Source organism: Pseudomonas sp. R4-84, from assembly GCF_054130985.1.
Map to the genome: position 1 here is coordinate 349,606 of NZ_CP096390.1, position 22,762 is coordinate 372,367.

The 22,762-nt window shown below is 63.7% G+C and carries 20 protein-coding genes; 13 read left to right on the forward strand and 7 right to left on the reverse strand.

The genetic code is table 11. The features are described from left to right. Window positions 1-74: 74 nt before the first annotated feature. The 7 genes from M1D68_RS01620 to gshB form a co-directional block, all read right to left on the reverse strand. A complete protein-coding gene (locus tag M1D68_RS01620) occupies window positions 75-1,346 on the reverse strand; it encodes a dihydroorotase (protein ID WP_457969081.1) in 1,272 nt (423 codons plus the stop codon). Then, window positions 1,343-2,347, reverse strand: coding sequence for an aspartate carbamoyltransferase catalytic subunit (locus tag M1D68_RS01625; RefSeq protein WP_420765027.1), 1,005 nt, complete (start codon window positions 2,345-2,347; stop codon window positions 1,343-1,345). Before M1D68_RS01625 ends, M1D68_RS01620 begins: the two co-directional genes overlap by 4 nt. 24 nt (window positions 2,348-2,371) lie before the next feature. Beyond that, on the reverse strand, window positions 2,372-2,878 hold the full coding sequence (gene pyrR / locus M1D68_RS01630; RefSeq protein ID WP_420765026.1) for a bifunctional pyr operon transcriptional regulator/uracil phosphoribosyltransferase PyrR: 507 nt from the start codon (window positions 2,876-2,878) through the stop codon (window positions 2,372-2,374). A gap of 82 nt (window positions 2,879-2,960) precedes the next feature. Continuing rightward, window positions 2,961-3,398, reverse strand: coding sequence for a Holliday junction resolvase RuvX (gene ruvX, locus M1D68_RS01635; RefSeq protein WP_434649767.1), 438 nt, complete (start codon window positions 3,396-3,398; stop codon window positions 2,961-2,963). After that, window positions 3,398-3,967: a YqgE/AlgH family protein gene (locus tag M1D68_RS01640; RefSeq protein ID WP_186612059.1), complete on the reverse strand. Its 570-nt coding sequence runs from the start codon at window positions 3,965-3,967 to the stop codon at window positions 3,398-3,400. Before M1D68_RS01640 ends, ruvX begins: the two co-directional genes overlap by 1 nt. Window positions 3,968-4,147: 180 nt before the next feature. Continuing rightward, on the reverse strand, window positions 4,148-5,044 hold the full coding sequence (locus tag M1D68_RS01645; protein ID WP_420765024.1) for an energy transducer TonB: 897 nt from the start codon (window positions 5,042-5,044) through the stop codon (window positions 4,148-4,150). Window positions 5,045-5,140: 96 nt separating this feature from the next. Next, entirely contained in the window at window positions 5,141-6,112 is a 972-nt protein-coding gene (gene gshB, locus M1D68_RS01650; RefSeq protein WP_420765023.1) for a glutathione synthase, read from the reverse strand. 222 nt (window positions 6,113-6,334) lie between these two features. Here gshB and pilG point away from each other — a divergent pair, with 222 nt between their 5' ends. From pilG to mdcH, 13 genes are all read left to right on the forward strand, one after another. Then, entirely contained in the window at window positions 6,335-6,763 is a 429-nt protein-coding gene (gene pilG, locus M1D68_RS01655) for a twitching motility response regulator PilG (RefSeq protein WP_434561813.1), read from the forward strand. 45 nt (window positions 6,764-6,808) lie between these two features. Then, complete coding sequence (pilH, locus tag M1D68_RS01660; protein ID WP_420765021.1) at window positions 6,809-7,174, forward strand: twitching motility response regulator PilH; 366 nt, start codon at window positions 6,809-6,811, stop codon at window positions 7,172-7,174. A 10-nt stretch (window positions 7,175-7,184) separates the two neighbouring features. Beyond that, on the forward strand, window positions 7,185-7,724 hold the full coding sequence (locus M1D68_RS01665) for a chemotaxis protein CheW (RefSeq protein WP_420765020.1): 540 nt from the start codon (window positions 7,185-7,187) through the stop codon (window positions 7,722-7,724). Between the two features lie 153 nt (window positions 7,725-7,877). Then, a complete protein-coding gene (locus tag M1D68_RS01670) occupies window positions 7,878-9,938 on the forward strand; it encodes a methyl-accepting chemotaxis protein (RefSeq protein ID WP_434561815.1) in 2,061 nt (686 codons plus the stop codon). A gap of 201 nt (window positions 9,939-10,139) precedes the next feature. Continuing rightward, complete coding sequence (locus M1D68_RS01675; protein WP_457969084.1) at window positions 10,140-16,067, forward strand: Hpt domain-containing protein; 5,928 nt, start codon at window positions 10,140-10,142, stop codon at window positions 16,065-16,067. Continuing rightward, window positions 16,060-16,521: a chemotaxis protein CheW gene (locus tag M1D68_RS01680; protein WP_434561819.1), complete on the forward strand. Its 462-nt coding sequence runs from the start codon at window positions 16,060-16,062 to the stop codon at window positions 16,519-16,521. The genes M1D68_RS01675 and M1D68_RS01680 overlap by 8 nt, the downstream gene beginning before the upstream one ends. Window positions 16,522-16,684: 163 nt before the next feature. Further along, window positions 16,685-18,355 carry a malonate decarboxylase subunit alpha gene (mdcA, locus tag M1D68_RS01685; protein ID WP_457969085.1) on the forward strand — a complete coding sequence of 557 codons (1,671 nt, stop codon included), beginning with the start codon at window positions 16,685-16,687 and terminating at the stop codon, window positions 18,353-18,355. Next, window positions 18,356-19,231, forward strand: a complete 876-nt coding sequence (locus M1D68_RS01690; protein ID WP_420765014.1) for a triphosphoribosyl-dephospho-CoA synthase — start codon at window positions 18,356-18,358, stop codon at window positions 19,229-19,231. It begins immediately after the preceding gene. Next, window positions 19,231-19,530 carry a malonate decarboxylase subunit delta gene (locus M1D68_RS01695; RefSeq protein WP_420765013.1) on the forward strand — a complete coding sequence of 100 codons (300 nt, stop codon included), beginning with the start codon at window positions 19,231-19,233 and terminating at the stop codon, window positions 19,528-19,530. Before M1D68_RS01690 ends, M1D68_RS01695 begins: the two co-directional genes overlap by 1 nt. Then, the gene (locus M1D68_RS01700) at window positions 19,523-20,374 is read left to right on the forward strand and encodes a biotin-independent malonate decarboxylase subunit beta (RefSeq protein WP_420765012.1); all 852 of its coding nucleotides are present in this window, start codon (window positions 19,523-19,525) and stop codon (window positions 20,372-20,374) included. The genes M1D68_RS01695 and M1D68_RS01700 overlap by 8 nt, the downstream gene beginning before the upstream one ends. Then, window positions 20,371-21,174, forward strand: coding sequence for a biotin-independent malonate decarboxylase subunit gamma (gene mdcE / locus M1D68_RS01705; RefSeq protein WP_457969087.1), 804 nt, complete (start codon window positions 20,371-20,373; stop codon window positions 21,172-21,174). The genes M1D68_RS01700 and mdcE overlap by 4 nt, the downstream gene beginning before the upstream one ends. Continuing rightward, the gene (locus tag M1D68_RS01710; protein WP_457969089.1) at window positions 21,171-21,791 is read left to right on the forward strand and encodes a malonate decarboxylase holo-ACP synthase; all 621 of its coding nucleotides are present in this window, start codon (window positions 21,171-21,173) and stop codon (window positions 21,789-21,791) included. Before mdcE ends, M1D68_RS01710 begins: the two co-directional genes overlap by 4 nt. Further along, window positions 21,788-22,708: a malonate decarboxylase subunit epsilon gene (gene mdcH, locus M1D68_RS01715; protein WP_434675511.1), complete on the forward strand. Its 921-nt coding sequence runs from the start codon at window positions 21,788-21,790 to the stop codon at window positions 22,706-22,708. The genes M1D68_RS01710 and mdcH overlap by 4 nt, the downstream gene beginning before the upstream one ends. Window positions 22,709-22,762: the final 54 nt, after the last annotated feature.

Here is a 22,762-nt window from a genome sequence, read left to right on the forward strand (position 1 = left end):
GTGTTCACATATCCTGTGTTCACCAAAGATCCCCTTGTGGGAGCGAGCTTGCTCGCGATAGGGACGACGCGGTATCAAACCTGGTGAGTGATCCGCCCATCCATCAGGGTATAGCGCACCACCCCCGGCAGGCTGTGACCCAGGAACGGACAGTTGTCACCCTTGGAACGCCAGGCTTCACCGGCCACGGTGGACGCGGCGGGGTCGAACAGCACCAGGTCCGCCGCGGCACCCACGGCCAGTTTCCCGGCAGGCAATTGCAGCGCCTGGGCCGGGCCGGCGCTCAGGCGTGCCAGCAGGGTCGGTAGATCCAGTAATCCGTCTTCCACCAGTGTCATGGCCAGCGGCAGCAACAGCTCGACGCTGCTGATGCCCGGCTCGGTGGCGCCGAAGGGGGCCAGCTTGGCATCGCGCTCGTGGGGTTGGTGATGGCTGGAAATGGCCGAGATCACCCCGGACTTCACCGCCTCGCGCAAGCCATCGCGGTCGGCGCGGGTGCGCAGCGGCGGCTGGACGTGATAGACGCTATTGAAGTCGATCAGCGCTTCGTCGGTGAGGATCAACTGGTACAGCGCCACATCGGCGGTCACTGGCAAACCACGTGCCTGGGCCTGGGCGATCAGCGCGGCGCCGCGGGCGCTGGTCAGTTGGCTGAAGTGCGCGCGCACGCCGCTTTGCTCCACCAGCAGCAGGTCCCGGGCAAGTGCCACGGTCTCGGCGGTTTCCGGGATGCCCGGCAGGCCAAGGAAACTGGCGGTGGGGCCTTCGTGGGCCAGGCCGCCTTCGGCCAGGTCAAGGTCCTGCGAGTTGAAGATCACCGTCAGGCCGAAGGTCGCCGCATATTCCAGCGCGCGGCACAGGGTACGGGTGTTGCGGAAATTGTTCAGGCCATTGCCGAACGCCACGCAACCGGCATCGCGCAGAGCGATGAGCTCGGCCAGTTGCTCGCCTTCCAGGCCCTTGCTCAGTGCGCCAATGGGGAAGACCTTGGTGTTGCCGGCTTCGCGGGCGCGGTCGAGGATCAGTTCGGCCACGGCCGAGGTGTCCAGCACCGGTTTGGTTTGCGGCGGGCAGCACAGGCTGGTCACGCCACCGGCGGCGGCCGCCCGGGTTTCGCTGATGATGCTGCCTTTGCGGCTGTAGCCCGGCTCGCGCAGGGCGACGTTGAGGTCAACCAGACCGGGGGCGGCTACGAGGCCTTGGGCGTCGAGGGTCTCGACCGCCGCGAAGCCTGCCGGCGCGGCGCCCAGAGCGACGATCTTGCAGGCATCGATATGAATGTCAGTCACTTGATCCAGGCCGCTGGCCGGATCGATCACGCGTGCGCCGAGAATGCTGAGCTTCACTGGGCGTTCTCCTGGTCGAGTTGGCGCTGGGCCGTTTGCCCGCTCATGGCCATGGACAGCACGGCCATGCGGATGGCGATGCCGTAGGTCACTTGGTTGAGAATCACCGAACGCGGCCCGTCGGCCACCGCCGACTCGATCTCCACGCCGCGGTTGATCGGCCCCGGGTGCATGACGATGGCGTCCGGCTTGGCTCCGGCCAGGCGTGCCGTGGTCAGGCCGAACAGGCGGTAGAACTCGCCTTCGCTGGGCAGCAGGCCGCCGGTCATACGCTCGCGTTGCAGGCGCAGCATGATCACCACGTCCACGTCCTTCAAGCCTTCGGTCATGTCGGTGTAGACCTTCACGCCGTACTGCTCGACGCCGATGGGCAGCAGGGTTTTCGGCGCGATTACGCGGATGTCCGGGCAGCCCAGCGTCTTGAGGGCCAGCATGTTCGAGCGCGCCACCCGCGAATGCAGGATGTCGCCAACGATCGCTACCGACAGGTTTTCAAAGCTGCCTTTGTGACGACGGATGGTCAGCATGTCGAGCATGCCCTGGGTCGGGTGGGCGTGACGGCCGTCGCCGCCGTTGATGATCGCCACTTGCGGGCAGACATGTTCAGCGATGAAGTGCGCCGCGCCGGAGTCACCGTGGCGCACGACGAACATGTCGGCGGCCATGGCCTCGAGGTTGCGCAAGGTGTCGAGCAGGGTCTCGCCCTTGCTCGCCGAGGATGTGGACACGTTGAGGCTGATTACATCCGCCGACAGCCGCTGGGCCGCCAGTTCGAAGGTGGTGCGGGTGCGGGTGGAGTTTTCAAAAAAGACGTTGCACACGGTCTTGCCGCGCAGCAAAGGGACTTTCTTCACCGCTCGGGCGCCGACTTCGAGGAATGAGTCGGCGGTGTCGAGGATTTCCGTCAGCAGCTCGCGGCGCAGGCCGTCGAGGGACAGGAAATGCCGCAGCTGGCCCTGATCGTTGAGCTGCAGCGGGCGCTTGGTTTCGAGAGGCGTCATCGCGATGGACTCTTACAAGGGCAGTTAAAGGGCAAGATCTTGCAGTTCGAGTTGCAGCGGCGACGGCCCGGAGAGCTTGACCCGCTCATGGGTGGCCAGCGTCAGCGTCGCGCCGACCACGTTCGGGCGGATCGGCAGCTCGGCGGCGTCCAGGTCCAGCAGGCACACCAGCGTCACGCTGGCCGGGCGGCCATAGTCGAACAGTTCGTTCATGGCGGCGCGGATGGTCCGGCCGCTCATCAGCACGTCGTCGATCAGCACCAGGTGCTGGCCTTCGATCTCGAACGGCAGGGCCGAGGGACGTACTTGTGGATGCAAGCCGTTCTGGCTGAAGTCATCGCGGTAGAAGGACACATCCAGGGTACCCAGCGGCGAATCGCTGCCCAGTTCATCGAGCAAGGCCTGGGCAACCCAGACGCCGCCGGTGCGAATGCCGATGTAGCGCGGTTCGCTAATGCCGCGTTGTTCCAGGTGCGCCGTGAGACGGATCGCCATCTGGCTGATCAGTTCGGCGGGATTGGGCAGGCTCATGCTGGCTCCTTCAGGTTTCCGGGTCGGTGCTGGTGACTCGGTTTATCGCTAAAAGAAAGCGCCTCGCGGCGCTTTCAAAAAATCAGGTTTCGAACAGGGCGGCGTTGGCATCGAGCCAGCCTTGCAGCAGCAGGGCGGCGGCGATGGCGTCCACCGGGTTGTCGCGGTAACTGCCTTTCTGCCCACCGCGGACCAGGCGTTCGCCCTTGGCCTCGAACGTGGTCAGGCGTTCGTCATGGGTATAGAAGGGCAGATTGAAGCGGCCGTTGAGCCGTCGGGCGAACTTCTCCGCGCGCACGCACATGTCGCTGGGCGTGCCGTCCATGTTCAACGGCAGGCCGACCACCACGGCGTCGGGTTTCCATTCCTTGATCAGCGCTTCGACCTGGTTCCAGTCCGGAACGCCGTTCTGTGCTTTCAAGGTGCACAGTTCGCGGGCCTGGCCGGTGACGACCTGGCCGACCGCAACGCCGATCTGTTTGGTGCCGTAGTCGAAGCCCAGCAGCAGGCGGAGAGCCATCAGGCGTGTCCTGCCTGGCTGGTGAGCAAGCTGAGGTTGACGCCCAGCCTGCTGGCGGCCGCTTCCAGGCGCAGTTCGCTGCTGGTGTTGAACAGGATGTCGGCGTCGAACGGGCAGGTCAGCCAGGCATTGTCGGCCAGTTCGGCTTCCAGTTGCCCGGGTTCCCAGCCGGCATAGCCAAGGGCGATCAGGCTCTTTTCCGGGCCGACGCCGTCGGCGATGGCAAACAGCACGTCCTGGGATGTGGACAGCGACACACCGTTCAAATCGACGGTGGCCTGGAATTTGGGACCCGACGGGTGGAGCACGAAACCGCGATCGGTCTGCACTGGGCCACCGATGAAAATCGGCACATGCTGGCACAGCAATGGCGGCTCGACCTCGGGGCGCAGTTGCTCGAGGATGTCCGCCAGGTTCAGCTCCTGTGGGCGATTGACCACCAGTCCCATGGCCCCATTGGCCGTGTGCTCGACGATGTAGGTCAAGGTATGGGCAAAATTCGGATCGGCCATGTGCGGCATGGCGATCAGGAAGTGATGCTTGAGGTAGGTGGGGCTGACGTTTTTCATAGGCGCTAGTGTGGCGGCGTGGGGGCGAACTGACAAGCTGGGAAATGCTTGGGGCTGTCACCAATCCCCTGTGGGAGCGAGCTTGCTCGCGATGCGGTGTGTCAGTCGCCATTCATGCTGAATGATCGATGGCAATCGCGAGCAAGCTCGCTCCCACAGGGTATTGATACTGTCTGAAGATCAGTTACTGGACAGCCGATCACCTCGGGCGAACTTCCAGGTGCGGATGATTTCCAGGCGGTCGATGTCCGACAGGTCACCAGTAAACGGTGCGAAGGGCGCGGCCAGGCGCACGATTCGCTGGGCCGCCTGGTCCAGCAGCGGCTGGCCGGAGGATTCGAGCACCAGCACTTCGTACAGCGAGCCATCACGGTTGATCGAAACCATCAATCTCAGGTTGCCGTAGATCTGCTTGCGCCGGGCTTCGTCGGGGTAGTTCAGGTTGCCGATGCGCTCGACCTTCTTGCGCCACTCGTCCTTGTACCAGGCGCCCTTGTCGCGCATGGTCGAAGCTGCGCTCAGGCGATGGATGCGCGGGCGCTTGGCGTACAACTGCTGTTCCTGGGCCAGTTCGGCTTCCAGGCTGGCGATATCGCTGGACAACTGCGAGCTGTCGAAAGTCGGTTCTGGCGCCTTGGGTTTCGGATCGGGCTTGACCTCTTCCTTTACCGGGGCTTTTTTCGGCTTCGGCGCCACGGTGGTCACGGCAGCCTTGGGCGCCGTCTCCTGGACCTCCGGCTTGGCCGTGGGCGGCGGGGTCACCTTCTGCACTTTATTGTCTTGAAACGGCGCGATCTCGGTGGTCTTGGGGGTCGCTTTCTTTTCCAGGGTGCCACTGCCCTGCTGGTTTTCCTGGGCCAGGAAGTCCGCCTTCTGTGGCTTGGTTTCGCTCTTGAAGGTGGCCAGGGTGATTTCCAGGGTCTGGCTGATCTGCTTGGGTTCGACCGTGGCAAAGCCGACGCCCAACAACAGCGCCAGGTGGATCAATGCCGCCAGGAAAAGGGTGAAGCCAAGGCGATCAGCCGGGCGCACGCCACGATGGGCGAGCTCTTGGGGCAGATCGGACGGGAGTGTCATGGCAAAAAAACCAACATCGCGGGTTTCACAGGCCGGGCATGATAACGCAATGTTGGTTTTTAGCTTCAAGCCTCAAGCAGCAAGCGACAAGCTGCATCAAGCTTGCCGCGTGTGGCTTGCCGCTTGCAGCTGCTTCTCGATGGCGTCCATCAGCATGCCGCCGATGTCCGTGCCGAAGGCATTGTCGATCTCGCGGATGCAGGTCGGGCTGGTGACGTTGATCTCCGTCAGATGCTCGCCGATCACGTCCAGGCCGACGAATAGAAGGCCTTTCTCGCGCAGCGTCGGGCCGACCTGGGCGGCGATCCAGCGATCCTTGTCGGTCAGCGGACGAGCTTCGCCACGACCACCGGCCGCCAGGTTGCCACGGGTTTCGCCGGCCGCCGGGATGCGCGCCAGGCAATAATCGACGGGTTCGCCGTCGATCATCAGGATGCGCTTGTCGCCGTCGACGATGGCCGGCAGGTAGCCCTGGATCATGATCTGTTGCTGGCCATGCAAGGTCAGGGTTTCCAGGATCACCGACAGGTTCGGATGGCCTGCGGTGTGGCGGAAGATCGAAGAGCCGCCCATGCCGTCCAGGGGCTTGAGGATGACGTCGCCATGATGATCGGCAAATTCGCGCAACACGTCCGGGCGACGGCTGACGATCGTGGGCGGCGTGCATTGCGGGAATAGCGTGGCGAATAGCTTTTCGTTGCAGTCGCGCAGGCTCTGCGGCTTGTTGACCACCAGCACGCCCGCGCTCTCAGCTTGTTCCAGCAGATAAGTGGAATACACGAATTCCATGTCGAACGGCGGATCCTTGCGCATCAGGATCACGTCCAGGTCGCTTAGCAGCGCGTCGTTCTCGTCACCCAATTCGAACCATTTCTCGGGGTTGGCGAAGACTTTCAGCGGCTTCATCCGTGCCCGGGCCTGGCCTTCGGCCTGGTAGAGGTCGCGCTGTTCCATGTAGAACAACTCCCAGCCGCGCTTTTGAGCGGCCAGCAGCATGGCCAGCGAGCTATCCTTCTTATAGGAAATGCTGGCGATTGGGTCCATGACAATGCCGACGCGTACGCTCATGGCTTGGTTCCTCGAAATTTGATGGGCACAAATGGCTGAAAAAGTGGCGTCAGAGTGGCGCCCCGAAGATTGGCGGTCAAGGAAAAACCACCGTACCGAGCGGCGGATAGATCGTTGCTGGAGACTGTGCTAAAAAGGCTGCCATGTGACGTGCGGGCCTTGAACATCAAGGGTTTGCGCTGTCGATCACACTTATGCGTTAAAAACCGGTTCGCAGTGGCAATGGCAGAGCATCTTACGCAGCAGCAACCCAGCGCTTTGAAGGTGATGGTCATCGACGACTCGAAGACCATCCGCCGCACCGCCGAAACCCTGCTGCGCAACGTTGGTTGCGAAGTGATAACGGCGGTCGACGGCTTCGATGCCCTGGCCAAGATCGTCGATCATCATCCAGGCATTATCTTTGTCGATATCATGATGCCGCGCCTGGACGGTTACCAGACCTGCGCCCTGATCAAGAACAACAGCGCCTTCAAGGCGACGCCCGTGATCATGCTGTCGTCCCGCGATGGTCTGTTCGACAAGGCCAAGGGGCGCATTGTCGGCTCCGATCAATTCCTGACCAAGCCTTTCAGCAAGGAAGAACTGCTGGGCGCGATACAGGCCCATGTCCCGGGCTTTGCCGCTGTCCAGTCGCACCAGGCACATTAATGACGCTCGGCCTCGGGCCCGAGGTCCAGAAGAATGGGGAACACCATGGCACGCGTTCTGATCGTCGATGATTCGCCGACTGAGATGTACAAGCTCACTGGCATGCTGGAAAAGCACGGCCACGAGGTCCTGAAGGCCGAAAACGGCGCCGATGGCGTGGCATTGGCCCGCCAGGAAAAACCCGATGCGGTATTGATGGATATCGTCATGCCCGGCCTCAACGGTTTCCAGGCCACGCGCCAGCTGACCAAGGACCCTGATACCGGACACATCCCCGTGATCATCATCACCACCAAGGACCAGGACACCGACAAGGTCTGGGGTACGCGCCAGGGTGCGAAGGACTATCTGACCAAGCCGGTGGACGAGGACACCCTGATCACGACCCTGAACAAAGTGCTGGAAGGCTGACGACGCGGGCATGAGCCACTCCCTGACCGCATTCGAACTGTTGCTTCAGATCGATCGACGCTGCCGGTTGCTGGGCGCGGACCTCCCGTCCCAGCCCATGCACCGGGACAGCTGGAGCGGCATCGGTTTTCGCCTGGGCGAACATTGGTACGTGGCGCCCATGGGCGAAGTGAGTGAAGTGCTGCATGAGCCGCGCCACACCTCGTTGCCCGGGGTCAAACCATGGGTTCGCGGAGTCGCCAACCTGCGGGGGCGTTTGTTGCCGCTGATGGACCTGTGCGGTTTTTTCGGCCATGAACTGTCCAGCGTGCGCAAGCAGCGGCGGGTATTGGTGGTGGATCATGACGAAGTCTTCGCCGGGTTGCTGGTGGATGAAGTCCTCGGCCTGCAGCATTTTGCCAAGGACAGCCTTGAAGCGATTCCCACGGCCTCCTTGGATCGCCCGGAATCGGCGTACGTCCAGGGCCGTTTCGCCGGCGAGCGGCAATGGCAGGTGTTCAGCCCGTTTGCCTTGGCGCGTTCGCCGGGGTTCATGGATGTGGCGGTTTAACAGGCCGCAGCGCGGCCCCTGTGGGAGCGAGCTTGCTCGCGATGGCGCCAGTGCAGTCAACATTGATGCAAGCTGTACCGCCGCTATCGCGAGCAAGCTCGCTCCCACATTTGAATGGCGGTGGTTTGGGGTTTTGGGGACAGGCGAGAACCGATGATCAAAGCAAAAACAGGCAAGCCACTGGAAGCGTCGCGCAGTCGTTCGCAGATCATCGTGCTGTTCGTCGCGCTGATTGTCTTCATCATGCTGTTGTTCGCCAATTTCGCGTACCTCAACGTCCAGTCCACCTATGACAAACAGTACATCGGCCATGCCGGTGAGCTGCGGGTGTTGTCCCAGCGCATCGCCAAGAACGCCACAGAGGCCGCGGCCGGCAAAGCGGCTGCGTTCAAGCTGCTGAGCGATGCGCGCAACGACTTCGCTCAGCGCTGGGGCTACCTGAAACAGGGCGATCCGGTGACCGGCCTGCCGCCAGCGCCCGCCACCCTGCGTCCGCAGATGCGTGCCGTGCAGTTGGACTGGGAGCGGCTGCTGAAGAATACCGATGCCATCCTCTCCAGCGAGCAAACCGTCCTGTCGCTGCATCAAGTCGCGGCGACCCTGGCCGAAACCGTTCCGCAACTGCAGGTCGAGTATGAAAAAGTCGTCGAGATCCTCCTGCAACGTGGCGCGCCGGCCGCCCAGGTGGCCATGGCCCAGCGCCAGTCGCTGCTGGCCGAACGCATCCTCGGCGCGGTGAATACCGTATTGGCCGGCGATGAAAATGCCAGCCAGGCCGCCGATACCTTTGGCCGCGACGCCGCTCGTTTCGGCCAGGTGCTCAACGGCATGCTGCAAGGGGACCCGACCTTGAAGATCCCCCAGGTACAGGATCGCGATGCCCGGGCGCGCCTGTCGGAAATCAGCGAGCTGTTCGAGTTCGTCTCGGGCTCGGTGGATGAAATCCTCGAGACCTCCCCGGAACTGTTCAAGGTCCGCGAGTCGGCGAGCAATATCTTCAGCCTGTCGCAAACCCTCCTCGATGAGGCCTCGCACCTGGCCACGGCGTTCGAGAACCTGGCGGGCGGGCGTTCGGTCAACACCATTGGCGGCTATGTGTTAGGCCTGCTGGCGCTGATGTCGATTATCCTTATCGGCCTGGTCATGGTTCGCGAAACCAACCGCCAGTTGAGAGAGACGGCGGAAAAGAACGAGCGCAACCAGAATGCAATCATGCGATTGCTCGACGAAATCGAGGACCTGGCCGACGGCGACCTGACCGTCACTGCCTCGGTCACCGAGGATTTCACCGGGACCATCGCCGACTCGATCAACTACTCGGTGGATCAGTTGCGTGATCTGGTGGCGACCATCAACCTCACCGCCGGCCAGGTCGCTGCCGCCGTGCAGGAAACCCAGGCCACGGCGATGCACCTGGCCCAGGCATCCGAGCACCAGGCCCAGCAAATTTCCGAAGCATCGACTTCAATCAATGAAATGGCCCAATCCATCGATCAGGTGTCGGCCAATGCCGCCGAGTCGTCGGCGGTGGCCGAGCGCTCCGTGGAAATCGCCAACAAGGGCAACGAGGTGGTGCACAACACCATCCATGGCATGGACAACATTCGCGAACAGATCCAGGACACCGCCAAGCGCATCAAGCGGTTGGGCGAGTCGTCCCAGGAAATTGGCGACATTGTCAGCCTGATCGACGACATCGCCGACCAGACCAACATCCTGGCACTCAACGCGGCGATCCAGGCGTCCATGGCCGGTGATGCCGGTCGCGGCTTCGCAGTGGTGGCCGACGAAGTGCAGCGGTTGGCGGAGCGTTCCTCGGCGGCGACCCGGCAGATCGAGACGCTGGTGCGGGCGATCCAGGCCGACACCAATGAAGCGGTGATCTCCATGGAACAGACCACCACCGAAGTGGTGCGCGGTGCCCGACTGGCCCAGGACGCCGGCGTCGCCCTGGAGGAAATCGAAGGTGTGTCCAAGACCCTGGCGGCGCTGATCCAGAGCATTTCCAACGCGGCGCAGCAGCAGACCACCTCCGCAGGGCAGATTTCCTTGACCATGAACGTGATTCAGCAGATCACCTCGCAGACCTCGTCCGGCTCCACCGCCACCGCCGAGAGCATCGGCAACCTGGCGAAGATGGCCAGCCAACTGCGCCGCTCGGTGTCGGGTTTCACCTTGCCGCCGGCACCGGCTGGCGATGAGGACAAGCAGTGACTGACCAGCGCTGCACATTGAAAAAACGCATCTGGCGAGGAAGCTTTTGTGGCGAGGGAGCTTGCTCCCGCTTGAGCGCGCAGCGCTCATAAGATCCTTGGCCGCTGCGCCCGAGGCGTCGAACCGGCCCAGCGGGAGCAAGCTCCCTCGCAAAAAGGGCTGAGGTGCTCTGCTGCATATGACTGTTGATTTGGAGTGGATATGGGTGATCGGCACGACTACGTGGCCCTGGAGTGGGTCAAGGGCGAGATTGCCGAAACGCTGAGGCAGGCTCATCTGGCACTCAATCGTCCGGAGGACGACCCGCAGGCGCCGGATGCACTTGCCCTATGCCTGGCCTGTATCCATCAGGTCCACGGTGGCCTGCAGATGGTCGAGTTTTATGGCGCGGCGTTACTCGCCGAAGAAATGGAGCAACTGTGCATCGCGCTGCAGGACAATCGTATTGCCCACCGCGACGAGGCCGTCAGCCTGTTGCGCCAGGCCCTGGGCCAATTGCCGGCCTATCTTGAACGTGTGCAAGGCGCCCGTCGCGACCTGCCGCTGGTGGTGCTGCCGTTGATCAACGACTTGCGCAGCGCCAGGGGCGAAAGCCTGTTGTCGGAGACCAGCCTGTTCAGCCCGCAGTTGCCTGATGTCGCGCCTCTCAGGGATGACGCCTTGAAACGGCTCGAACCCGCCGATCTGCCAGGCACCCTGCGCAAGCTGCGCCAAACCTTGCAGGTCGCGTTGGTGGGGTTGTTGCGCGAACAAGACGACGCCACTCACCTCGGCTACCTGGCCAAGGTCTTCCACCGTTTGGAAACGCTGTGCGCCGGGGCGCCACTCAATGCGTTGTGGCAGGTCGCTTCGGCATTGGTCGAGGGCATGCGCGAGGGGCGCATCGCCAACAGCCCGGCGTTGCGCAGCCTGTTCAAGGATGCCGACAAGGAGCTCAAGCGCCTGCTGGTGCAGGGCATGCCAGGCGTCAATCAACCGGCCCCGTCACACCTGGTCAAGAGCCTGTTGTTCTATATTGCCAAGGCCGAACATCCCAGCGGGCAGATGCAGATCATGAAAGAACGCTACTCACTGGACGACGCGCTGCCCGACAGCGCCATGGTCGATGAGGAACGGGCCCGCCTGGCCGGGCCCGACCGCGATGCCATGCGCTCGGTGCTGGCGGCGCTCTGCGAGGAGCTGGTCCGGGTCAAGGAACGCCTGGACCTGTTCGTGCGCAGCGATCGGCAGCACGTCACGGAGCTGGACAGTTTGCTGGCGCCCCTGCGCCAGATCGCCGACACCCTGGCGGTGCTGGGTTTCGGCCAGCCCCGAAAAGTGATCATCGACCAGTTGGCGGTGGTCCTGAGCCTGGCCCAGGGCCAACGCGAGCCGGATGACGCGACCCTGATGGACGTCGCCGGTGCCCTGCTCTATGTCGAGGCGACCCTGGCTGGCATGGTCGGCACTGTCGAGCCGGAGAGCCGCGAAGACAATCGTCTGCCGACCACCGACCTGACCCAGATCCACCAGATCGTCATCAAGGAAGCCCACACCTGCCTGCAGCAGGCCAAGGACCTGATCGTCGACTACATCGACGCGGACTGGAACAGCGAGCAGCTCCAGCCATTGCCGGCGCTGCTGACCCAGGTGCGCGGTGCGCTGGCGATGATCCCGTTGACCCGTGCTGCCAGCCTCGTGGAGGCTTGCCACGGTTTCATCCACGAGCACCTGTTGCTCGAGCATGCCCGACCGGGCTGGGAAGAGCTGGATCACCTGGCCGACGTGATCACCGGCCTGGAATATTACCTGGAGCGCTTGAGCGAAGACCCCCACAAGCCTGCCGAGAACCTGCTTGATGGGGTCGAGCGCAGCCTGGGCGCCCTCGGGTATTTCCCCGACGAAGCCCGCGTGCCGTTACTCGATGACGTGCTCAGCCCCAACGAAGCCCAGGTCATGCAGGATCTGCAAGAGCTGGACGACCCGCAGACCGTGCAATCCTTGGCCGAAGTCCTGGCCAGCCCGGTCTCGGCGGTCAACCCGCCGGCGAGAAACATGCCGGCCAGCCTGCTGCCGCCCCCGGCGGACGAAAGCCCGATAGACGATGAGCTGCGCGAGGTGTTCCTCGAGGAAACCGCCGAAGTGCTCGATGTCTTGAATGAGTACCTGCCGCGCTGGGCTGCCCATCCGGACGATCATGGCGCCCTCACAGAACTGCGCCGAGCCTTCCACACCCTCAAGGGCAGCGGCCGGATGGTTCGGGCGCTGATCCTCGGTGAGTTGGCCTGGGCCGTGGAAAACCTGCTCAACCGGGTGCTGGAACGCAGCGTGGAGCCGGGCGCTTCGGTCCGGCAGTTGATTGAAGAAACGGTGCAACTGCTGCCGGCCCTGGTCGCCGAATTCGCCGCGCACCGCCAATCCCAGCGTGACGACGTCGATCGTCTGGCGGCTCGCGCCCATGCTCTTGCCAAGGGCAGCGATGAAGACGATGACGACGAGCGAGACGTGACGGCTCTCGACCCGCTGCTCCTGAACATTTTCGACAACGAAGCCCAAGGGCACCTCGCCACGCTCGATCGCTTCCTTGATCAAGCCGCCGAACAACTGCCGTTGCAGGCCAGCGACGAACTGCAACGGGCGTTGCACACCCTCAAGGGCAGCGCATCGATGGCCGGTGTGCTGCCCATTGCCGAGCTTGCCGGGGCGCTGGACGAGCTGGCCCGGGAATACAAGGCGCATTCGCTGGCGCTGGACCTGGATGAGATTGAACTGCTGCTTGAGGGCGAGGGGCTGTTGCGACGCGGCCTGCGCCAGTTGCACAGCGAACCGTTGGCTTCGATAGCCGGTGCCGCCGATTTGATCCAGCGGGCCCGGGCGCTGCTGGCCGAGCGCTTGCAGGCGGCGGTTGGCGCGGCGGATCAAGGCGCGCGGACCAAGCGTGATCCGCAGTTGATCAATAACTTCCTCGCCCAAGGCATGGATATCCTGCTGGACGCAGAGAACCTGTTGCAGCGTTGGCAGCAGCATCCCGCTGAAAGCCAGGAATTGAGTGCCTTGCTCGATGAGCTGACCACCCTGGGCGAAGGCGCGCACCTGGCCGACCTGCACCCGGTGGACGAGCTCTGCGAAGCGTTGCTCGACCTCTACGGCGCGGTGGAGGAAAGCAGCCTCGCAGTCAGCGACGCCTTTTTCCAGGAAGCGCAACGCGCCCACGAAGCATTGATCGACATGCTCGACGAGTTGGCGGCCGGCCAGCATGTGCATTCGCGGTCCGAGCGGGTGCAAGCCCTGCGCAAACTGCTCGAAGAGAGTCTCGACCCAGCCGCCACGGGGCTGATTCGCAGCGACGGCAGTCGCACCCTTAGCATCCGCGAGCTGGGACAGGCGACCGCCGAAATGGAGCAGGGCGCGACCACCGATACCTCGTTCGACGACGACATCGCCTCGATCTTCCTCGAAGAGGCGCAGGACATCCTAGAAAGCGCCGCCCAGGCCTTGCAGCGCTGGCTCGCCGATCCGGACAACGGCGCGCCGCTGTCGTCGCTGCAGCGCGATCTGCATACGCTCAAGGGTGGCGCGCGCATGGCGAATATCCGGCCCGTCAGTGACCTCGCCCAGGAGCTCGAAAGCCTCTATGAGGGACTGGTGGATCGCCGCTACAGCTACAGCGAGGAACTGGCGCAACTGCTCGACAGCAGCCACGCGCGCCTCGATCTTTTGCTCGGGCAGTTGCAGCAAGGCCAGCCACTGGGCGATCCCGTTGCGCTGATCGACGCTATCCATCGGTTCCGCCAGGACCGGCCGAACGCCATCGAGACACCGGGGGCGAGTCCGAGCGATGCCACGGGGCATGACCCGGAGCTGCTGGAAATCTTTCTCGAGGAGGGTTTCGACATCCTCGACAGTTCCGGCGCTGCTTTGCTGCGCTGGCAGGAAGACCCGGGCAACCGCCAGGCCGTGGAAACCTTGCTGAGGGACTTGCATACTCTCAAGGGCGGCGCACGGATGGTGGAAATCGCCCCCATCGGCGATCTCGCCCATGAACTGGAAAACCTTTACGAAGGCCTGTCGGCGGGTCTGCTGCAACCGGGCCCCGAGCTATTTGTCCTGCTGCAAAGCAGTCATGACCGACTGGCGCAGATGCTCGACGCGGTCCGCGCAGGACAGCCGTGTCCGCCAGGCGATCGGTTGATCGCGCGGATCCACGCGGTGGGCCATCCGCAGGAGAACGAGGCGCCCGAACCTGTTGCAACACCGGAGCCTGCCTCGATCCAGACGCCAGCAACGCTGCCGTCGCGACCCGAGCCCGCAATGTCGGGCGACGGCGTGGACACAGTGAAGGTCTCCGCCGAATTGCTCGACGACTTGGTCAACCTCGCTGGCGAAACATCGATCTTCCGTGGCCGTATCGAGCAACAAGTCAACGACGCGCGTATTGCCCTGGGCGAGATGGAAACCACCATCGAGCGCATGCGCGATCAGTTGCGTCGCCTGGATACCGAAACCCAGGGGCGCATTCTCAGCCGCCAGCAAGCGGAAGCCGAGCGGTTGGGCTACGAAGAATTCGACCCCTTGGAGATGGACCGCCATTCCCAGTTGCAGCAATTGTCCCGGGCGCTGTTCGAGTCCGCTTCGGACTTGCTCGATCTCAAGGAAACCCTTGACCGCAGCAATCACGACGCGGAAAACCTGCTGCAACAGCAAGGGCGCATCAATACCGAACTCCAGGAAGGCCTGATGCGTACGCGCATGGTGCCGTTCGAGCGCATGGTGCCGAGACTCAAGCGCATCGTCCGGCAAGTCGCCCAAGAGCTGGGCAAGGACGTCGAGTTCGTGGTCGACAATGCCGAGGGCGAGATGGACCGCAACGTGCTCGAACGCATGGCGGCGCCTTTGGAGCATATGTTGCGCAACGCCGTCGACCATGGCCTTGAACCCGCCGATGTGCGTATCGCCGCCGGAAAGCCGGCCAAGGGGCGCATCAGCCTCGACCTGTCCCGGGAGGGGGGCGACATCATCTTCGACATTCGCGACGACGGTGCCGGAGTGCCACTGGACGCGGTGCGGCGCAAGGCGATCAAGCGTGGCTTGCTGGCGCCCGACAGCGACATCAGTGACCGTGATGTGCTGCAGTTCATTCTCCAGCCAGGCTTTTCCACGGCGGAAAAAATTACCCAGATTTCTGGGCGTGGCGTCGGCATGGACGTGGTCCACGAAGAGGTGCGGCAGTTGGGCGGCACGATGTCCATCGACTCGACGCCGGGGCAGGGTGTGCACTTTCGCATTCGCCTGCCGTTCACGGTGTCGGTGAACCGGGCGTTGATGGTGCAGTGCCATGAAGACCAGTACGCAATTCCGTTGAACACCATCGATAGCATCGTCCGGGTATTGCCCGCTGAACTGGACGGCTATTACCAGCTCGATCCGCCCACCTACACCTACGCCGGGCAGCGCTACGAGCTGTGTTATCTGGGGGAGCTGCTGAAAACCGCGGCCCGCCCGAAATTACTGGGGCAAAGCCAGCCCTTGCCGGTGCTGCTGGTGCAGTGCAACGAACGGCACGTCGCGGTGCAGGTGGACGCCACCGCTGGGACCCGGGAGATCGTGGTCAAGAGTCTCGGCTCGCAGTTCTCAGCGGTACGGGGCCTGTCCGGGGCGACAATCCTGGGAGACGGCCGGGTGGTGCTGATCCTCGACCTGCTGGCGCCGATCCGCGCCTTGCCGCACCAGGTGCCGCGCCGCCAGTTGTCTACCCAAAGTGAGAGCGAACCCCAGCGACCGCTGCTGATTTTGGTGGTGGACGACTCGGTGACGGTGCGCAAGGTTACCAGCCGCTTGCTGGAGCGCCATGGCATGCATGTCCTCACGGCCAAGGACGGAGTTGACGCCATGGCCCTGTTGAGCGAACACACGCCTGACCTGATGCTGTTGGACATCGAAATGCCGCGCATGGATGGCTTCGAAGTCGCCACCCAAGTGCGCAACGACCCAAGCCTGGCGCACTTGCCGATCATCATGATCACCTCCCGCACCGGCCAGAAGCATCGCGACCGCGCCATGACCATCGGTGTCAACGATTACCTGGGCAAGCCGTACCAGGAATCGGTGCTGCTCGACAGCATCGCCTACTGGAGCAAAAACCATGGATGAATTTCGCGCCAGTCATCTCACCGGGTTATTGCTGCCCTTGGCCGACCGGCATCTGGTATTGCCCAATGTCGCGGTGGCGGAGCTGATCGACTACCAAAGCAGCGCGTTCGACATGGACACACCGCCCTGGTTTCTGGGCTGGGTGAGCTGGCGCGAACGCCAGATCCCACTGCTGAGTTTCGAGTCGGCCTGTGGCCAGAAAACCATGATCGGCGAGCGCGCGCGCATTGTCGTGCTCAACGCCCTGGGCGGCCGCCCGGAGTTGCGCTTCATTGCCCTGCTGGTCCAAGGCATCCCGCGCTCCTACAAGCTCGACAGCCAGTTGAGCTACGTTGACGTGCCGCTGTGCGGGCTGGAGCAGGCCGCCGTGCAGGTCGGGGAACATGTGGCGAAAGTACCGGATCTGTTGGCGTTGGAGGAGCTGGTCCTTGCCGCGGGGCTGTCCCAGAGCTGATATCCGTGGTGAGGGAGCAAGCTTTCTCGCCACGAAAAGCGCTGTCCATCGCGCCGCACTCAACCATTACTCCCACCGTAACGATCCACCATCGAGCTTGATTGATGCCCTCGCCACAACACTCCTAAGGTAAGCCCCACGAAAGCGAACCCGTGGAGTGGTCATGACAACAATAATATCCCCCGACTCGCGATGGACGCGGCGGCGCAGCGAAAAGCAGCGGCGCCTGGCGTTGGTCAAGGACCTTGCCGATGGCGTGGTGTTGCCCACCGATAACATCGTTGCGGCGTTGGAGGCATTGATCTTGCCCGGCGACCGTGTGGTGCTGGAGGGCAATAACCAGAAGCAGGCGGATTTTCTTTCACGCTCCCTTGCCAAGGCCGATCCATCGAAGCTGCACGACCTGCACATGATCATGCCCAGCGTCGGCCGTTCCGAGCACCTGGACCTCTTCGAGCGTGGCATCGCTCGCAAGCTGGATTTTTCCTTTGCCGGCACCCAAAGCCTGCGCATCAGCCAATTGCTGGAAGACGGCCTGCTGGAAATCGGCGCGATCCACACCTACATCGAACTCTATGCCCGGCTGGTGGTGGATTTGATTCCCAACGTGGTGCTCTCGGCCGGTTTCATGGCCGACCGCGCCGGCAACATCTACACCGGCCCCAGCACTGAAGACACCCCCGCGCTGATCGAGCCGGCGGCTTTCAGCGATGGCATCGTCATTGTCCAGGTCAACCAATTGGTGGACGACGTCAGCGACCTGCCCCGTGTGGACATCCCGGCGTCTTGGGTGGATTTCGTGGTGGTGGCCGACAAGCCGTTCTACATCGAGCCGCTGTTCACCCGCGACCCGCGCCACATCAAGCCTGTGCATGTGCTGATGGCGATGATGGCCATCCGTGGGATCTACGAAAAACACAACGTCCAATCCTTGAACCACGGCATTGGGTTCAACACGGCCGCCATCGAATTGATCCTGCCGACCTACGGCGAATCCCTCGGCCTCAAAGGCAAGATCTGCCGCAACTGGACCCTCAACCCGCACCCGACCCTGATCCCGGCCATCGAAAGTGGCTGGGTCGAAAGCGTGCATTGCTTCGGCACCGAACTGGGCATGGAGAACTACATCGCCGCCCGGCCCGACGTGTTCTTCACCGGCCATGACGGCTCGCTGCGTTCAAACCGCATGGTCTGCCAACTGGCCGGGCAATACGCGGTGGACCTGTTCATCGGCGCTACCCTGCAAGTGGACGGCGACGGTCATTCCTCCACCGTGACCCGTGGCCGACTCGCCGGTTTTGGCGGCGCGCCGAACATGGGCCACGACCCGCGCGGCCGTCGTCATGGCACCCCGGCCTGGCTCGACATGCGCCACGGCGACGGCGAAGCGCCGCTGCTCGAGCGCGGCAAGAAGCTGGTGGTGCAGATGGTCGAGACGTTCCAGGAGGGCGGCAAACCGACCTTCGTCGACACCCTCGACGCGGTGGACGTGGCGAAGAAGGCCGGCATGCCCCTGGCGCCGATCATGATCTACGGCGACGACGTTACCCACCTGCTCACCGAAGAAGGCATCGCCTACCTGTACAAGGCTCGCTCCCTCGAAGAGCGCCAGGCGATGATCGCCGCCGTGGCCGGGGTGACGGTCGTCGGCTTGCGCCATGACCCGAAAGACACCGCGCGCATGCGCCGCGAAGGGTTGATTGCCTTACCCGAAGACCTCGGTATCCGCCGCACCGACGCCACCCGCGAGTTGCTCGCGGCCAAGAGCGTGGCCGATCTGGTGGAGTGGTCCGGTGGCCTCTACAACCCGCCCGCCAAGTTCAGGAGCTGGTAAATGCGCGCCTTGAATCTGCAACCCAAGCCAATTTCCCTGGCTGAACGTCTGGCCGACCTGGCGGTGGACGCGTTGATCGATGAGGCCGACCTCTCGCCGAAACCGGCGCTGGTGGATCGGCGCGGCAGCGGTGCCCACACCGATCTGCACTTGGGTCTGATGCACGCTTCGGCGTTGTCATTGTGGCCGGCCTTCAAGGAAATGGCCGAAGCCGCCCTCGACTGTGGCGAGATCGGCCTGCCATTGCGCGAAGCCCTGGGCCGCATCGGCCGCGACGGTGAAGCCGCGATGCTCGCCACCACGGGTGGGGTAAATACTCATCGTGGCGCGATCTGGGCCTTGGGCCTGTTGATCGCTGCGGCGGCGCTGAAGCCTGAATCCAACGTCGCGGGCGCCGTCACCCTACGCGCCGCTCGTCTGGCCTTGCTCAACGACCGTTATGCGCCCCAACCCTTGAGCCATGGCGTCCAGGTCGCCCAGCGTTACGGCGTACGCGGTGCCCGGGAAGAAGCGCAGCTGGCGTTCCCGGCCGTCACCGGCCTGGGCCTGCCGCAACTCAAGCGCAGCCGCGCGGCTGGGGCGGGCGAACAGAACGCCCGGCTCGATGCCTTGCTGGCGATCATGACCACCCTGGCCGACACCTGCGTGCTCTACCGCGCCGGCGAAGCGGGGCTGCAAGCCATGCAACAGGGCGCCAAAGCGGTGCTCGACGCCGGTGGCAGCGCGAGCCTGGTGGGTCGCCGCCAACTCCATGCGCTGGACCAACAATTGATTGCCTTGAACGCCTCGCCCGGCGGCGCTGCCGACCTGCTTGCCGCCTGCCTCTTTCTCGACCGTATCGAGCGCGGCGATGACCTCTTTCCAGGAGTGTGCTGATGGAAACCTTGTCCTTTGAATTTTCCGCCGGACAGCCGCCACGAGGCCGGGCGCTGGTGGGCTGCGTCGGCTCGGGCGATCTGGAGGTGCTGATCGAACCGGGGCTGGCGGGAAAATTGACCATTCAGGTGCAGACCTCGGTCAATGGCAGCGAGCAACGCTGGCAGCATTTGTTCGCCCGCATGTTCGACGGCCAGACGCCCCCGGCAATGAACATCGACATCCATGATTTCGGCGCCACCCCAGGCGTGGTGCGTCTGCGCCTGGAACAAGGCTTCGAGGAGATCGGCCATGACTGACAGCGCAACGCTGCTCAACAAGCACAGCTTCGTCGAACTCGGTGCCCGGCAACGGGCCAAGGCCTTGCTCGACGAGGGAACATTCCGTGAACTGCTCGACCCCTTCCAGCGCGTCATGTCGCCATGGCTGCTGCGCCAAGGCGTGGTGCCGCAGAGCGACGATGGTGTGGTAATCGCCAAGGGCACGCTCGATGGCCTACCGGTGGTGATCGCCGCCATCGAAGGTGCGTTCCAGGGCGGCAGCCTCGGCGAAGTCGGCGGGGCAAAAATTGCCGGTGCGCTGGAACTGGCGGCTGAAGACAACCGCAAAGGCATCGCGACCCGCGCCGTGCTGCTGCTGGAAACCGGCGGCGTGCGGTTGCAGGAGGCCAACCTCGGGCTCGCGGCGATCGCCGAGATCCACTCGGCGATCGTCGACCTGCGCCAGTTCCAACCGGTGATCGGCGTGGTAGCGGGCAGCGTCGGCTGCTTTGGCGGCATGTCGATTGCCGCCGGGTTGTGCAGTTACCTGTTGGTGACCCAGGAAGCGCGGCTGGGGTTGAACGGCCCGCAAGTGATCGAGCAGGAGGCCGGCATCGACGAGTACGACTCCCGCGATCGTCCGTTCATCTGGAGCCTGACCGGCGGCGAGCAGCGCTACGCGACCGGGCTGGTGGACCGATACGTTGCCGATGACGTCGCGCAGATCCGTCGGCAGGTCGGCGAACTGTTGCACCTGGGTGTACCCGACGAGCACCGCAGCGGTCAGGCAGATTTGTTCCTGCAACGCCTGGCCCGCCTGGACACCGACGTGCAAATCGAACCGTCAGCGGTTCGCCAGCTGTATCAGGGAGAACGCCCATGAGTTCGTATTCAATGAGAGGCGCGCGCTGGTTCGAGGCCTTGAGCGGCGGCGCCAAGCCGTTGGATGGCTTGCCGGCTTCGCTGCAAGTGGCCGACGTCCAACTGGGCGAACAAACCGCACGTTTGATCGCCGTGGTGGCCGACCCCGACAACCGTTTTCCTCGGGCGCGCAATGGCGAAGTCGGTTTGCTCGAAGGTTGGGGCTTGGCCAAGGCGGTGGACGATGCCATCGAAGCCGACCGCAACGCGCCTCGCAAACGTGCGCTGATCGCCATTGTCGATGTGCCCAGCCAGGCTTATGGCCGTCGCGAAGAAGCCCTCGGCATTCACCAAGCACTGGCTGGCGCGGCAGACAGTTATGCCCGCGCCCGATTGGCCGGGCATCCGGTGATTGGCTTGCTGGTGGGCAAGGCGATGTCCGGCGCGTTCCTGGCCCACGGCTACCAGGCCAACCGGCTGATTGCCCTGCGCGACCCGGGGGTGATGGTCCATGCCATGGGCAAGGCCTCGGCGGCGCGGGTGACCTTGCGCAGTGTCGAAGAACTTGAAGCCCTGGCTGCCAGCGTGCCGCCAATGGCCTATGACATCGACAGTTTTGCCAGCCTGGGTTTGCTCTGGGAAACCTTGTCGGTTGAGCAGATCGAGCAACCGACGGCAGCGGATCTGGGGCGGGTGACTGATTGCCTGCAACAGGCGATCAACGACGTGGCGGGTGCGCCTCGGGATCTGAGCGGGCGATTGGGGGCGGCCCATCGCGCAGCTTCCAGCCAAGTTCGCCAGTTGTTGAGGGCGCAGTGGTGAGCACGTTCCTGGCCCATGACCTGCTCTGGGGGATGACTGCCTTGCAGTTGCCTGTGGATGCGCCGGGTTGGGCTGTCGAATCGCTCGACCTCGGGCAGCCGGTGGTGGTGCGTCGAGCGCTAACCTTGCCCGGGCACGTCGCGGTGGGCCTGCGCGGCCCCTCCCGGGAACAGCGTTACGCCGCGTCGATGCCTGTGGTTGCGGTCCAGCGCCGGGTAGGCCCGGAAGATCTTTGTCATGTCGAATGCCGTCGTGACCTGCCTGCGCTGATCGCCCTGGCGCAGCTCCGCCCCTTGCTCGACGCCAGTGGTTGGATCTGGGGCGTGAGCGGCAGCGCCGGGTTCGAATTGGCCACGGGTGTCGAGTCGCTGCATGAACGCAGTGACTTGGATTTGATTCTGCGCGCGCCGCGTCGTCTGAATCGTCTCCAGGCCAAGGAACTGCTGGCGCTGTTGGATGCCTCGGTCTGCGCCGTGGACATGCAGTTGCAAACGCCTTGCGGCGCCGTCGCCCTACGCGAGTGGGCGGGCTCGTCGCGTCGGGTCTTGCTCAAGGATGATGTCCAGGCGCGCCTGGTGAGCGACCCTTGGCAATCTTCAGTGGAGCAGGTCGCGTGAGCAGCCTTTTCGTCTTTCCCGGCCAGGGTGCGCAGCGCGTGGGCATGCTCCATGGGTTGGCACCGCTGATCCTCGAAGAGGCGGGGGATGTGCTGGGTGAAGATGTATTGCGATTGGACAGTGCCCAGGCTTTGCAATCGACTCGCGCCGTGCAGCTGTGCCTGCTGATCACAGGCGTGGCGGGGGCTCGTCGGTTGCTTGAGCAGGCTCGCGCTCCGGATTACGTCGCGGGGCTGTCCATCGGTGCTTATCCGGCGGCGGTCGTGGCTGGGGCGCTGGATTTTGCGGATGCGCTGCGCCTGGTCAGCCTGCGGGGCGAGCTGATGCAGCAAGCGTATCCACGAGGCTACGGCATGACGGCGATCATCGGCCTGGACCTCGCGGTGGTGGAGACCTTGCTTGCCCAGGTGCACAGCGAAACAGCGCCGGTCTACCTCGCCAATATCAATGCCGATAACCAGGTAGTCATCGCCGGCAGCGACGAAGCCATGGGCCTCGTCGCCGAAAAGGCCCGGCGTCAAGGCGCGGGCAAGGCTTGCCGGCTGGCGGTCAGCGTGCCGTCCCATTGCCCGTTGCTGGAGGCACCGGCCCGGACGTTGGCCCAGGCATTCGCCGACGTGCCGTTGAAGGCGCCAACATTGGGCTATCTCAGTGGCAGCCGCGCCCGGCCGATGTTCAAGACCGATGCGTTGCGCGACGATCTGGCGTTCAACATGTGCCGTGTCGTCGATTGGCGCGGCACGGTGCAGAGCGCCTATGAGCGTGGCGTGCGCCTGCAAATCGAATTGCCGCCCGGCGCGGTGCTCACCGGGCTGGCGCGCCGGGTGTTCGAGCAAGGCACTGTCATGGCGTTTGATGGCGCGCGGCTGGATACGCTGCAAGCGCTACTGCATGAGGAGGGACGCCGCCAACCCTAGACACCGACTCAAGCTGGCGAAGCACAAAAACAACAACTTCGACGATGCATTTTG

Excerpts from the sequence above, each read along its gene's own strand:
- M1D68_RS01625 (WP_420765027.1), bottom strand. The coding sequence starts at position 2,347 with ATGACGCCTCTCGAAACCAAGCGCCCGCTGCAGCTCAACGATCAGGGC.
- pyrR (WP_420765026.1), bottom strand. The coding sequence starts at position 2,878 with ATGAGCCTGCCCAATCCCGCCGAACTGATCAGCCAGATGGCGATCCGT.
- ruvX (WP_434649767.1), bottom strand. The coding sequence starts at position 3,398 with ATGGCTCTCCGCCTGCTGCTGGGCTTCGACTACGGCACCAAACAGATC.
- M1D68_RS01640 (WP_186612059.1), bottom strand. The coding sequence starts at position 3,967 with ATGAAAAACGTCAGCCCCACCTACCTCAAGCATCACTTCCTGATCGCC.
- M1D68_RS01645 (WP_420765024.1), bottom strand. The coding sequence starts at position 5,044 with ATGACACTCCCGTCCGATCTGCCCCAAGAGCTCGCCCATCGTGGCGTG.
- gshB (WP_420765023.1), bottom strand. The coding sequence starts at position 6,112 with ATGAGCGTACGCGTCGGCATTGTCATGGACCCAATCGCCAGCATTTCC.
- pilG (WP_434561813.1), top strand. The coding sequence starts at position 6,335 with ATGGCAGAGCATCTTACGCAGCAGCAACCCAGCGCTTTGAAGGTGATG.
- pilH (WP_420765021.1), top strand. The coding sequence starts at position 6,809 with ATGGCACGCGTTCTGATCGTCGATGATTCGCCGACTGAGATGTACAAG.
- M1D68_RS01665 (WP_420765020.1), top strand. The coding sequence starts at position 7,185 with ATGAGCCACTCCCTGACCGCATTCGAACTGTTGCTTCAGATCGATCGA.
- M1D68_RS01670 (WP_434561815.1), top strand. The coding sequence starts at position 7,878 with ATGATCAAAGCAAAAACAGGCAAGCCACTGGAAGCGTCGCGCAGTCGT.
- M1D68_RS01675 (WP_457969084.1), top strand. The coding sequence starts at position 10,140 with ATGGGTGATCGGCACGACTACGTGGCCCTGGAGTGGGTCAAGGGCGAG.
- M1D68_RS01680 (WP_434561819.1), top strand. The coding sequence starts at position 16,060 with ATGGATGAATTTCGCGCCAGTCATCTCACCGGGTTATTGCTGCCCTTG.
- mdcA (WP_457969085.1), top strand. The coding sequence starts at position 16,685 with ATGACAACAATAATATCCCCCGACTCGCGATGGACGCGGCGGCGCAGC.
- M1D68_RS01690 (WP_420765014.1), top strand. The coding sequence starts at position 18,356 with ATGCGCGCCTTGAATCTGCAACCCAAGCCAATTTCCCTGGCTGAACGT.
- M1D68_RS01695 (WP_420765013.1), top strand. The coding sequence starts at position 19,231 with ATGGAAACCTTGTCCTTTGAATTTTCCGCCGGACAGCCGCCACGAGGC.
- M1D68_RS01700 (WP_420765012.1), top strand. The coding sequence starts at position 19,523 with ATGACTGACAGCGCAACGCTGCTCAACAAGCACAGCTTCGTCGAACTC.
- mdcE (WP_457969087.1), top strand. The coding sequence starts at position 20,371 with ATGAGTTCGTATTCAATGAGAGGCGCGCGCTGGTTCGAGGCCTTGAGC.